At 51.9% G+C, this 12,418-nt stretch carries 10 protein-coding genes; 6 read left to right on the top strand and 4 right to left on the bottom strand.

Going from position 1 to position 12,418, the window contains the following annotated elements:
* Positions 1-63: 63 nt before the first annotated feature.
* Complete coding sequence (locus ACR0L3_RS02945) at positions 64-705, top strand: TetR/AcrR family transcriptional regulator (RefSeq protein ID WP_480743498.1); 642 nt, start codon at positions 64-66, stop codon at positions 703-705.
* A gap of 172 nt (positions 706-877) precedes the next feature.
* Here the strand turns inward: ACR0L3_RS02945 and ACR0L3_RS02940 are convergent, their stop codons facing one another.
* Entirely contained in the window at positions 878-1,609 is a 732-nt protein-coding gene (locus tag ACR0L3_RS02940; protein ID WP_480743496.1) for an outer membrane protein, read from the bottom strand.
* 525 nt (positions 1,610-2,134) lie between these two features.
* Complete coding sequence (locus ACR0L3_RS02935; RefSeq protein ID WP_480743495.1) at positions 2,135-2,785, bottom strand: sulfotransferase family 2 domain-containing protein; 651 nt, start codon at positions 2,783-2,785, stop codon at positions 2,135-2,137.
* Between the two features lie 458 nt (positions 2,786-3,243).
* Between ACR0L3_RS02935 and ACR0L3_RS02930 the strand changes: the two genes are divergently transcribed.
* Genes ACR0L3_RS02930 through ACR0L3_RS02920 form a run of 3 tightly spaced genes read left to right on the top strand, consistent with a single transcriptional unit; the run spans position 3,244 to position 6,141 of the window.
* Positions 3,244-4,320, top strand: coding sequence for a CobW family GTP-binding protein (locus ACR0L3_RS02930; protein WP_480743493.1), 1,077 nt, complete (start codon positions 3,244-3,246; stop codon positions 4,318-4,320).
* Complete coding sequence (locus ACR0L3_RS02925; protein WP_480743492.1) at positions 4,313-5,527, top strand: GTP-binding protein; 1,215 nt, start codon at positions 4,313-4,315, stop codon at positions 5,525-5,527. Before ACR0L3_RS02930 ends, ACR0L3_RS02925 begins: the two co-directional genes overlap by 8 nt.
* Positions 5,524-6,141 (top strand): DUF1826 domain-containing protein, encoded by a 618-nt coding sequence (locus tag ACR0L3_RS02920; RefSeq protein ID WP_480743490.1) that lies wholly within the window; start codon positions 5,524-5,526, stop codon positions 6,139-6,141. The genes ACR0L3_RS02925 and ACR0L3_RS02920 overlap by 4 nt, the downstream gene beginning before the upstream one ends.
* Positions 6,142-6,464: 323 nt before the next feature.
* On the opposite strand, the gene ACR0L3_RS02915 is transcribed toward ACR0L3_RS02920, so the two are convergent.
* Positions 6,465-7,145 carry a GntR family transcriptional regulator gene (locus ACR0L3_RS02915; RefSeq protein WP_480743489.1) on the bottom strand — a complete coding sequence of 227 codons (681 nt, stop codon included), beginning with the start codon at positions 7,143-7,145 and terminating at the stop codon, positions 6,465-6,467.
* A 13-nt stretch (positions 7,146-7,158) separates the two neighbouring features.
* Positions 7,159-10,032, bottom strand: coding sequence for an FAD-binding and (Fe-S)-binding domain-containing protein (locus tag ACR0L3_RS02910; RefSeq protein ID WP_480743487.1), 2,874 nt, complete (start codon positions 10,030-10,032; stop codon positions 7,159-7,161).
* 140 nt (positions 10,033-10,172) lie between these two features.
* On the opposite strand from ACR0L3_RS02910, the gene ACR0L3_RS02905 reads away from it, so the two are divergent.
* Positions 10,173-11,360 carry a pyridoxal-phosphate-dependent aminotransferase family protein gene (locus tag ACR0L3_RS02905; protein ID WP_480743486.1) on the top strand — a complete coding sequence of 396 codons (1,188 nt, stop codon included), beginning with the start codon at positions 10,173-10,175 and terminating at the stop codon, positions 11,358-11,360.
* 30 nt (positions 11,361-11,390) lie between these two features.
* A complete protein-coding gene (locus tag ACR0L3_RS02900) occupies positions 11,391-12,371 on the top strand; it encodes a TRAP transporter substrate-binding protein (protein ID WP_480743485.1) in 981 nt (326 codons plus the stop codon).
* Positions 12,372-12,418 lie beyond the last annotated feature (47 nt).

The raw sequence follows: 12,418 nt of genomic DNA, 5'->3' as shown, positions 1-12,418 counted from the left end.
CTCTAACATATGTTAGAAGCTCTCACTTTGACAAGGGATACGCGATCTGCCACATGTTGGATCATGACGAGCACTGAAAAAATTCATACGCCGGGCAACCAGACAGACCCAAGAAAGGTAGGGAAGAAGCCCTACCATCATGGCGATCTTCGCGCTGCTTTGATAGAAGCAACTCGGCAGTTGGTAGAAGAAAAAGGACCGGACAGTTTTTCGGTTTCCGAGGCATGCAGATTGGCTGGCGTATCTACCGCAGCGCCCTATAAACACTTCAAGGATAAGACAGAAATGCTTGTCGCTGCAGTTCTTGAGGGGATGGGCCGGCATCGAAATAAAATGCTTGCTGCGTTGGAAAGTATTCCCGAAGGATCACCAGAACGCATTACCGCCATTGGAATGGAATACGTTGCATTCGCCTTGAACGAACCAGGGATTTTTCGGCTTAAGTTTGGCGGGTTCACTGACCGAATTGCCGATCCTCGTCTTGAGGATAGCGGTCAGCAGACCTTTGGGATTCTTTTGACTGAAGTGGCAAAATGTCTAGGCGAGCCGGGAATCACAGAAGAAGTTCGCCGCCGAGGGTTCCTGCTATGGAGCTTTGTGCACGGCTTGTCGTTCATTCTACAAGACAAGGGCCTCGCAGAAAAAGGCGAGACGTTCGATTTGCATGATCTCCTCGAAGATGTTGCGAAAAGAATGCTGAACTGATGGCGTCGTGAGGCAAATTCGCCCCCGACCTCATTAAGATCAGTGGCGCAGTCTATAGGCTAGTCTCGCTTATACAGGCACTGGGTGCACGTATCGGGGCGGAACATTAACATCAGGGGCGATTAGTTAACCTGTTCGCCTGAATGCATTGCTCCTGACAGGGCGCAAAAACCTAAAACCGAAACCCAATTCGTGCGGAAAGCATTCCCAAGTCAACGCTTGTATCTTCTCCCGCTTCATCAAATTTGCCACTTAAATCACGGTATGAATACTCACCACCCACGAACCAACGTTCCGAGAAGTTGTATTCCAAACCGACACCAACATTGAACCCGTCCAATGTGGTTTGGCTCTCTCTATTTTCAAATTTTCGGCTAGGATGAACCCGAAATCTAGACCACGACCAACCTACCGCTCCATAGTATAGAAAGTTGCCCCTCGTGATACCAAACCGGCCACGAATATCGGCAAGGTCCAAAACTTCTCTGTTCTCCCTTCCCGAAGAGCTTCGTTCAGACAAATCAATTAGGTTCGAATACCGGAGTTCTGCGCCATAAAAGTACTGCCCCCGCGGCACGTTGTAACCAATTACCGCGTTGAAACCTCGTCCAGACCCCGCATCGAAGCTTCTGGTTTCAGTACCTCCGGACAGAATTGGAGCATCAGATGTTCCGTCTGCATTCGCCCCCGCGAGTTCCAACGCAACGTATGTTCCCTGCACAATAGAAACTTGCTCGCCACGCTCTTGAGCGATGGCTGCAACGGACCATAGTTGGAGACTCAGGATGCTTAGTGCGAGTGCGGTCTTCTTCATTTTCGATCTTCCAAAGGTTAATTGAAACATTCCAACAATCTTGCCGCCTAAATTTAGACCTGTTCTTGATAATCCTCGGTCGTAAAGCACCTTTCCTGCAAGCAATTTAACTAAATAACGCGCATTCCGCCAAAAAGTGAGACTTTTGCAACTTAGGACAAGAACGGCACTGCTGAAAATTTGAGGCAATAACCTCGATCAGCAATCGTGAAGTCGAAACGCGCCTAGCGCAAAAGTTACTCGGCTATTTTCAAAAAGTCCGAGGGCGCGCCCTTCGGCCAGAAAATTAAGTAATTCAAAAATAAAGGCCTGACAGTATTGTCAGATAATAAAAGCAGATATCGATGAAGCAGAAATACCCTGGCGGGAATTAGATAAGCACGGAAAGCTCCTCCGAGAGAGTGTTCTGATAGTGTTAGTAGAGTTATGCAAATTCGGAGCTGAAATTCCCCCTATTTGGGGCCTAATTTAGATTAATTCAGAAAACACAGCGCCCTTTGGCTTCCAAGTGAAACCTGCTGACGTGATCAACACCACTGCAGCAGATACTTCCTGTGTCGAAGATATTGAGGCGTCCTATTTTTTAGGCCCCGAGCTATAAAAAATTTAACGACTTCAGCGCAGGCGATTAAAAGTTGGGGTTCGGCTTCTAATTTGCCCGTCTTCAAACGAATAACCAAATTTGGAAACATCTCGGCTATAAATCTTTCCAACTAATTCGCATCCAAAACTGTCGTAGTAAGATCGATAGTCATCCCTCTTAGATCGCTTTCTGTTCCGTACGACTTGCCGCTCCAGATCAATTTTATTAACTACGAACGTCAAATCGGCGGTGAATTGCTCGAAGCGCCCTATAAAATCTGCGCAAATTTCTCCGTCCTGATCACAAACATACTTCCACTGAGGGCGAAAGTACCTAATCCTGAGTATTTCTTTGTGGTTGTTGGAAAACGCCGACAGAAAGCTGTTGAAGTCCCTGTGACAAGAAACCTCCGTAATCTCAGGCCGCCGCTGCGACACATAGTGATAAGCAGAAACAAACCGATCCCAAGGATTTCTGACAAACGCAAAAGAAAAGTAATCGTCTGACTCGTCACCCAAGGCCTTTTTCATTTGAAAAATATTAGAAGCGCCTTCCCCACGCTGATCCATAACAGCTTTTCTACGCGTAAAAACTTTATCGTTCTTAAGTAACGTCGTTACTGTCGAACCACCCGTTTTAGGGATATGGGCAAAGATCACTTTATGCGTGGGATAAATCGGCATGAGTCACCAAAAGTCAGTAACGCGATCATAACTATATCATTGATATCATAATCAAATTCAGCTGAACAGTCAGGTCATGAAATTTCGCCCCCGAAAAGAACTATGAATTTTTGTCCGAGAGACATGGTCCAGGTCCATTTATTCGGCATTTTCACTGGCGAATCCCAAAGCGAATGACGAATGGATATGACCGCAGTGAAACTTAGGCCAATATCCTAAGTGAAGCTCAAGATCATTCTGATACCCTGAAGCACATTCACTTCATCTTTTGGTAGACGCCTTATGCCGCCGTCGAAAGCGCTCATCGAGTTGATCCGTTTTGGTCTTGCTTGGTTCTATCTGGACAGGGCTGCTATTTTTCAGTAACAGCGTTATGTTATCACATATTTTGCTGTCCGATGTTCATGTCTCACGCCTCAAAAACCCAGCCTAACCCCACTGAGGAATTGCGCGTCCCCGTGACTTTGCTCACTGGATTTCTGGGTGCGGGTAAAACGACGTTGCTCAATCAGGTGCTTTCGGACTCATCTTCAGGACCCATTGTCGTCATTGTGAATGAATTTGGTGAGGCAGGGCTGGATCATGACCTGATCGAAACGGTGGACGGCGATGTGATGCTGATGTCTTCGGGCTGCTTTTGTTGTTCCATCCGTGGTGATCTGTCGGACACTTTCGTCAAACTGCTCGCGCGGAAAGACGAAGGCATCCTCAATTTTGATCGCGTGGTGGTTGAAACCACTGGGCTGGCTGATCCGGGTCCGATTATTCAAACACTGCTGGTAGATCCATATCTTGGCCGAAATACCCGAATGGACGGTGTTGTCACGGTTGTGGATGCGGTAAATGGGCCTGCGACTTTGGATGCCCAATTCGAGGCCGTGTCTCAGGTTGCGATGGCGGACCTGATTGTATTGAGCAAAACGGACCTTGTTTCAAAAGCCTCTATGAGAGCTGTCACCGAAAGACTGCGCGCTCTGAACCCGACGGCCGAAATCATTCGCCCTTCAGATCGTGAGTTCGCACCGAAAAGGCTTTGGAACCTGACGAGCTTGCGGGACGACGCGCGGCAACAGGATGCCCTTTCGTGGACGACGCCCAAGGTTGCTGACGATCCCTTGGGAAATTTCTCCGGTCTAAAACCAAGCTCGACGATGAGCTCGGTGACGACGTCCGAGTTTCGTCGTCATGACACTGACATAGCATCTATTTCGATTATCTTGGACGAGGCGCTGGACGATAACGTGTTCGACAGGTGGTTCGACACCCTGATCGCCTACAAGGGCCAGGACATCCTGCGCGTAAAAGGCATCTTGTTTCTTGATGGTATCGACACGCCGTTTGCGTTCCATGGTGTCCAGCGCATTTTTGATCCGCCGGTTCCGTTGAAGAACTGGGCAATCGAAGACAGGCGCACCCGAATCGTCTTGATCGGTCGCAACCTGGACCGGTTCGAAATTCAGCGCAGCCTTGATCTGTTGCGCAAAACTGAATCCAAAAACATCCAACATCCTACGGAGTTTCAAAGCAATGACTGATACCCGACTACCCGTTACCGTACTTTCGGGGTTTCTCGGCGCCGGCAAAACCACATTGCTCAACCGCGTTCTGAACAACCGCGAAGGGCGACGCGTGGCCGTCATCGTCAACGACATGTCTGAGGTCAACATCGACGCCGATCTTGTGCGTGCGGATACGGAGCTGTCCCGTACCGATGAAACCCTGGTCGAAATGTCAAACGGCTGTATCTGCTGCACACTGCGCGATGATCTATTGCAAGAGGTACGCCGTTTGGCCGAGAATGGCCGCTTTGACTATCTGTTGATCGAGTCCACCGGCATCTCGGAACCTCTTCCTGTTGCTGCAACCTTCGATTTTCGGGATGAGCTGGGCGAGAGCCTGTCTGATGTGTCTCGATTGGACACGATGGTGACCGTCGTCGATGCCGTGAACTTACTGCGAGACTATTCCAGCCACGATTTCCTTAAGGATCGGGGTGAAACTCTGGGTGAAGAAGATGACCGCGCCTTGGTCAATTTGCTCGTAGAACAGATCGAATTCGCTGACGTAGTGATCCTAAATAAAGTTTCCGATGCAGGTCCCGAGCTTACAGATGCGGCCCGTAAGATTATCCGCAGCCTGAACGCGGATGCGCGCATCATTGAAACCAACCATTCCGATGTTGCGGCCGAGGCAATCCTCGATACAGGCATGTTTGACTTCGAGAAAGCCCACGAACATCCGATGTGGGCGAAAGAGCTTTATGGTTTTGCCGACCATGTGCCCGAAACCGAGGAATATGGCGTCGCCAGTTTTGTCTACCGCGCGCGGCAGCCGTTTGAGCCTGAGAAGATTCTAAAAGTGCTGAACGGGGATTTACCCGGTGTTATCCGCGCAAAGGGGCATTTCTGGCTGGCCACACGCCCCAATTGGGTTGCCGAATTCTCGATGGCCGGGGCTTTGTCTTCCGTCAAGCCATTGGGCACATGGTGGGCTTCGGTGCCCAAGGAACGCTGGCCGGACCACGAAAGCGCACGGGAATACATGCAGACGCATTGGGTTGAGCCCTGGGGCGACCGGCGGCAAGAGATTGTTTTTATCGGGTCTGGTATCGACTGGTCGACACTGAAAGGGCGACTGGACGCTTGTTTGATTCCTGAGAGCGTTGCTGCTGGCCCAGACGTGCTGCCGCTGGACCTTCCCGACCCGTTCCCGGGCTGGCGGCGTGAAGGAGAAGCGGCGTGACCTTGTTGCAAACTGAGGTTGAGAACCCGGCTATCGGGGTTGGGATTGCTGACAAGCCTGGCGATTTGGTGGCAATCCACAATGCCGGATGCGCTGCCACGATCTGGCGGCGACAACCGCCCAAAGGGTTTCAGGAATGGATCGATGGGTTGCACCCGGATCAGCTCCCCGCAACCCGAGCGGTCCTACGCGCTGGTGCGGTCAGAGAGGCCGTTCAACATTTGTGCGATAGCTCAGGAATGGAGGCATGCCCGGAGCGTACATGGCTTGTAGAGGATATCGCAGATTTGTCGATACGCTTTGCCGACATCATGCGGGCGCCTTACCTGCGGTTGCGTCTTGGTGTCGTCAACACGAACGCATGCCGAAAATTCCACATTGATGCGATCCTGGCGCGCCTGATCTGCACTTATCGCGGCACGGGCACTCAATACGGCATCTCGCCCGACGGCACCGAACCGCAGAAGATGTTCACCATCGCCACTGGATCTCCGATGGTGATGCGAGGTACTCTCTGGCCGGAAAAACCGGCCACTGGCCTGCTGCACAGATCGCCACCCATTGAAGGCTCTGGGGAAACGCGTTTGGTTCTGGTGCTGGACCTCGACGACTAGTAACCTGAATCGTGCGCTTTTGGGATTTCCTAAACGCTTCATTCAAATCCTGATCGAGCACCTCGCACGGCCCTTCCCCTGCCTTTGGATAGACGAGCCAACTCGTTGTACATTTCGAAGGTCAATGCATTCCGCGCGTTGGGTCGGTTGAACCTGATCCAAAGCGATTTATCGCGAACTTCGCTAATTATCTCTCCGGGCACTTGACTTACCTCTCTTTTAGAGCACGTTACGCTTCTTCAACTCACCTTTAAGAGAACGGCAATCAATCGATAGCACCGCCCTGCTCGTGTTTTTCGCTGCGATGCAGAGTCACAATGTCGCTAACTTTTTTTTGCGATGGCTTCCGCATCCATTGCCTTCACGTGGGCTGCGAACTTGTTCATCATGTGTTTCTTCATGATACGACCAAGCCCCTTGCCGTCGCGTGCGCGAAGCTTTGCTATCATTTCTTCGTGTTCTTTTATCGCTTGCGCCCAGCGCTCTTCGGACAAATTGGCCATAAAACGTGCACGGCGGACACGTACCGCCAACACCCGATGTTGCGCCTCCAGTATCTCGTTCCGCGCACCTTCAATCAGTGCGTTGTGGATGTCTTGGTTCGCCCGGAAATACTCGGGCCGATCTCCGGCCTGAAAGGCTTTGACCATCGCATCGTGCCGCTTCTCGATCTTCGCAATCCCTGCGTCGTCCAGTTCTTTGCATGCAAGTTCACCAGCAAGTTGTTCGAGCACTGCCAACACTGGAAAAGTGTTCTCAATCTCCTCACGGGTCACCTGCGCAACGCGCGCGCCGCGATTGGCCTGCAATACAACCAACCCCTCGGAGGCGAGCACCTTTAGGGCTTCTCGTAGCGGCGTTCGGGACACTCCAAAAGACTCGCACAGGTCTTTTTCTGGCACTTTCTCGCCCGGCTTTAACCCGTCCTCTACAACCAAATTGCGCAACCGTTCGACGAGCTCTTCGTGAAGCGTCGGGCGTTTTATGGTTTGCGTCAGATTCATGTCCGTTTCCATATTATTGATCCAGGGCTTGATCCAGCAAGCGCGCCATATGAATTGCTCCTCGTACAGTGCCATCCTTGATCTGATGACGGCAAGAGGTCCCATCCGCAACGATGATTGCGTCCTCAGGGGCTTTGTTGAGTTTGGGGAACAGATCCATGTTCGCCATATTGAGTGAAATGTCGATGGTATCAGGCGCATAGCCGAACGCGCCAGCCATACCACAGCAACCGCTTTCGATCATGTTTACTTCCGAACTGGGAATTTTCTTAAGCAAATCTAGCATCGGGGGCACCGCGTCATGTGCCTTTTGGTGACAATGACCGTGAACGTAGATAGGACGCCCAACTGCTTTAAGCGGCAATTCTCCGCACTTAGCTAGAAATTCCTCAAATGTATATGTGGCATCTGCCAGAGCCTGAGCCTCTGGCCCCGGGCAAAGTGCAAGGAATTCGTCACGGAACGTCAGAATGGATGAAGGTTCAAGGCCCACAATCGATATGCCCTTCGATACCGCTTCTTTTGTCGCATTTATAACGCGTTGCGCTTCTGTCCTTGCCTCTTCGACGCATCCAACGGCCAGCAAAGTTCGCCCACAATCCAAAGAGGTGCCGGAACCATCTTTTGCAACAGCTGCGCGCAGGTTCGCGGCCCGTAGAACGCGCACGGCGGCACGAAGATTTTCGGGCTCAAAGTACCGATTAAAGACATCAGCAAAAAGCAAAACATCTGGGTTCGCTTCCTGCGCCTCGTCATCTCTGAACGGATTGGATGACCAGACTGGAGTATCGCGACGATGCGAAACGCCGGTTAAACCTTCGGTCCATTTGCGGATAGGCCCGATCTTATTCCTAAGGTTTAACAGCCAAGAAAACTTGGCGGCTTTGGGCGCATATCGCGGCAAGTACGCAACCAGTTTGTCAGCGAGCGAAAGTCCGTGGTCTTTTCTTCGTGCGGCCAACACTTCGATCTTCATACGTGCCATATCCACACCTGTCGGACATTCACGGCGACAAGCCTTACACGATACGCAATATTTCATCGTATCAGCCATGACGTCCGAGCCTAAACCGCCAGGTATCTGACCACTTATTGCAAAACGCAGGGTGTTCGCACGACCACGGGTAACGTCCCGTTCGTTTCTAGTGGCCCGAAAAGATGGGCACATTACGCCGCCCTTCAACTTTCGACATGCACCATTGTTGTTGCACATTTCCACTGCACCCTGAAACCCACCTGCGGCACCAGGCCATGCGGACCAATCAAGCGCAGTTTCAAATTCGGGTACACCATAGTCAGGGCCGTACCGAAACAGTCGACGATCATCCATGGCAGGCGGGCGCACAATTTTACCTGGGTTCATCAGACCGTTGGGATCAAAGCGGTCTTTCACCTCTTCAAAGGCCGAGACAAGACGCGAGCCGAACATCTTTTCGTGAAACTCTGATCGCACAATCCCGTCACCATGTTCGCCGGAGTGCGAGCCCTTGTACGACTTTACCAGATCAAATGCTTCCTCTGCGATAGAACGCATCGTTTTGACGTCCGTGTCTTGCCGCATGTTCAGCACGGGTCGTACGTGCAGGCATCCGACTGAGGCATGCGCGTACCAAGTACCTTTTGTGCCGTGACGCGAGAAGATATCGGTTAGACCCTGCGTGTAATCCGCCAGATCAGGCAATGCGACCGCGCAATCTTCGACGAAAGATATAGGCTTACCTTCCTCTTTCATCGACATCATGACGTTAAGGCCGGATTTTCGGTACTCTGCTATTGCGGTTTGCAGCCTGTTGTCCAAAACGGGAACCACGCCACCCCATCTATTTCTAGATTCGGAAAACGCAAAACCCAAATCGCCCATCAATTGCGACAACTCAGAAAGCTTCGCAGCATTTGCGTTCGCGCTCCCTTCGGCGAATTCCACTAACAATAGAGCTGCAGGGTTGCCTTCAACAAAGCTGTCGATGGTTTTGCGAAAGAGCGGGATGTCGCGTCCAAGCGCGATCATCGTGTCATCGATAAGTTCCACTGCTTGCGGTTGCAGTTTAACGAGATGCTGCGTCGCCTCCATAGCCGCATAGAAGGTTGGAAAATGGCAAACACCCGTGACTTTTTCACCGGGAAGGTGTGCAAGGCTAAGTTCAAGTTCCGTAAAATAAGCAAGCGTGCCTTCAGAGCCAACCAATAGGTGGGCCATATTCACATCATTTCCGGTCAAGGCGTCGATATTGTATCCGCCGACACGACGTTGGACCTTTGGAAATCGCGCTTCGATTTCCTCAGCCTCGCGCTGCCCCAAGGCGCGCATGTCCGCCACCAAATCAGCGTACGGCCCCGGCGCGGAGTTCGCGCCATTGAAATGCGCTTTGGTACCGTCCGGCAAAATGGCCGAAATCGAGCGTACGTTGTCACGCATAATCCCATAGCGCAGGGACTTCCCCCCCGAGGAGTTGTTCGCGGCCATACCTCCCAGCGTGCACCTGGACGCAGTTGAGGGATCGACAGGAAACCAAAGCCCATGTGGTTTCAAGGCCCGATTCAACTCATCCAAAACAAGGCCCGGCTCAACTTTCGCGGTCAAATTCTCGGTGTCTATATCCAGAATCTGATTGATGTGCTTTGAGTTATCGACCACCACAGCGCGATTTACGGTCTGACCGCATTGCGATGTGCCGCCACCACGCGGAAGAACCGGCGCTTCCTCTGACCGAGACACGCTCATCACCGCCTCGATATCATCGATTGATCGCGGTACGACTACTGCTTGAGGAATCATCTGATAGATCGACGCGTCAGTTGCGTAACGCCCACGCGATGCGGGATCTGACAGAACTTCTCCTTCAACAGAAGCACTCAATTGCCTGACAAGACTGGAATTCTCACGCATGAGGCTTGGTATTCTCCCCTTCCAAAAGCGAGCCAATGGCTTGGTTCAAATTTTTTAGTTGACTGAATTATGAATTCATAATTACGTTTTCGCAACAAGTAATCGCGTCGACACATGACGACGAATGGAGGGTTGAACCGATGCGCCAGGCAGGCATGCACTTTCTGCAAATACCGGGGCCCAGCGCTGTACCGGAACGAATTCTCAAAGCCATCGGACAACAAACCATCGATCACCGCGGACCGGATTTCGCCGCTGTTGGGAAGAAGTCACTCGATGGTATGAAGACAATTTTCAAAACCGAACAGAATGTTTTCATCTATCCGTCGTCAGGCACAGGTGCCTGGGAAGCGGCTTTGGTGAATACGCTGTCTCCGGGCGACAAAGTGCTGATGTTCGAGACCGGGCATTTCGCAACGATGTGGAGCAAAATGGCGCGTAAAATCGGGCTTGAGCCTGAGTTCATTGATGGAGACTGGCGCGGTGGGGCAGAGCCTGACCGGATCGAAGCCCGCCTGCGAGAAGACAAAAACCACGAAATCAAAGCGGTGTGCGTTGTGCACAATGAAACATCAACAGGGTCCGTTTCACCCATCGCTGACGTTCGTAAAGCAATCGATGCAGCCAACCACCCCGCTCTTTTTATGGTGGATTCGATATCTGGTCTCGCTTCGATTGACTTCCGATTTGACGAATGGGGTGTGGACGTCTGTGTATCAGGATCTCAGAAGGGTTTGATGCTCCCACCGGGCCTCAGTTTCAATGCCGTAAGCGAGCGCGCATTGGAGCACGCGAAAAGCGTGAGCATGCCACGTAGTTACTGGGATTGGCACGACATGGTCGGACCGAACCAGACCGGTTACTTCCCCTATACGCCGGGAACGAACCTTCTCTACGGCCTGAATGAAGCTATCGATATGCTGCACGAAGAAGGTCTTGAAAACGTGTTTGCACGCCACTCAAGACACGGTGCCGCAACTCGCGCTGCGGTCCGAGCATGGGGCCTTGAAGTTTTGTGCGCGCGTCAAGGAGACGAGTCCGGGGTGTTGACTGCCGTGATCATGCCCGAGGGGCATTCGGCCGATGCATTTCGCGCGACGACTTTGAAGAACTACGACATCTCGCTGGGCAATGGACTGTCGAAAGTTGCAGACAAAGTCTTCCGAATTGGGCACCTCGGCGACTTCAACGATTTGATGCTCATGGCAACACTTTCTGGTGTCGAAATGGGCTTGGCTGCATCCAACGTCCCGCATCAGTCAGGCGGAGCACAGGCTGCGATGGATTACCTCAAGGAGACTACAACAAAGCGGATAGCCGCTGAATAATGCAGATTTAGGTTTTTTAGGGAGGAAACCATGAAACTGAAATCCAAGATTTTGGCGACAGTCGCCGCGATGGCCATGCCTGTCGCAGCAACCGCAGCCGACCTGACACTGCGCTTTGGTCATGTTGGAAATCCAGGGTCGCTTTTTGAAGCGTCCGCAGATGCATTCGCTGAATGTGCGAATGGCAAACTTGGTGACAGGGCCGAAGTACAAACTTTCGGAGCCAGCCAACTGGGCAAAGACCGAGAACTCCTGCAAAAATTAAAGCTTGGCCAAGTCGATTTTTCACTACCCTCTTCGGTGATGTCGTCTGTGGCGCCAGAGTTCGGGGTATTCGAGATGCCCTATATCGTTCAGGACCGTGAACATATGAAGCGCATTCAGGACGAATTGGGCGACGTGTTCCAAGAGGCGGCTCAACGTGAAGGATACCGCATAATCGGTTACTTCGAAAATGGATTCCGTCACATCACAAACAACACCCGCCCGATCAATACGCCAGAGGATTTGCAAGGCATCAAACTGCGCACTCCGAACGGTGAATGGCGTGTGAAGATGTTCCAGCTCTATGGCGCAAATCCAACGCCGATGGCGTTCTCAGAAGTCTTCACAGCACTTCAGACCAATGTCATTGACGGTCAAGAAAACCCGTACGCTCAAATCGCCTCTGCCAAATTCCAAGAGGTGCAGAAATATCTGTCCATCACGGGCCACGTCTACACTCCTGGCTACATTCTGGTAGCTGAAAACCAGTGGCAAAAGCTGCCGGAAGATGTACGGGCTGATCTCGAAGCTTGCGGCGCCGAGACGCAGGAATTTGTTTACGAGCATGCGGCACAGCTTGAAACAGAACTGCTCGAAGTGATCCGAGACGCCGGTGTTGAAATCAATGAAGCCGATAACCAGGCATTCATCGATGCGTCTGCACCGATCTACGAAGAGTTCTCGACCACGGTAGACGGCGGTGCGGAACTTATCGAGCAGATCCAAAACCTTGCGTCCGGGTCCTGACCTAAAGGCGCGGCTGGGGCCATATACGGCCCCTGCCACTTCAACTC

This window comes from Ruegeria sp. CK1 (assembly GCF_056536545.1).
This window is presented reverse-complemented; position numbering and strand designations above follow the sequence as displayed.

What these genes read in the sequence shown, in the direction of transcription:
- ACR0L3_RS02915 (WP_480743489.1), bottom strand. Translation starts at nt 7,145, where the DNA reads ATGAATCTGACGCAAACCATAAAACGCCCGACGCTTCACGAAGAGCTC.
- ACR0L3_RS02900 (WP_480743485.1), top strand. Translation starts at nt 11,391, where the DNA reads ATGAAACTGAAATCCAAGATTTTGGCGACAGTCGCCGCGATGGCCATG.
- ACR0L3_RS02945 (WP_480743498.1), top strand. Translation starts at nt 64, where the DNA reads ATGACGAGCACTGAAAAAATTCATACGCCGGGCAACCAGACAGACCCA.
- ACR0L3_RS02905 (WP_480743486.1), top strand. Translation starts at nt 10,173, where the DNA reads ATGCGCCAGGCAGGCATGCACTTTCTGCAAATACCGGGGCCCAGCGCT.
- ACR0L3_RS02910 (WP_480743487.1), bottom strand. Translation starts at nt 10,032, where the DNA reads ATGCGTGAGAATTCCAGTCTTGTCAGGCAATTGAGTGCTTCTGTTGAA.
- ACR0L3_RS02935 (WP_480743495.1), bottom strand. Translation starts at nt 2,785, where the DNA reads ATGCCGATTTATCCCACGCATAAAGTGATCTTTGCCCATATCCCTAAA.
- ACR0L3_RS02925 (WP_480743492.1), top strand. Translation starts at nt 4,313, where the DNA reads ATGACTGATACCCGACTACCCGTTACCGTACTTTCGGGGTTTCTCGGC.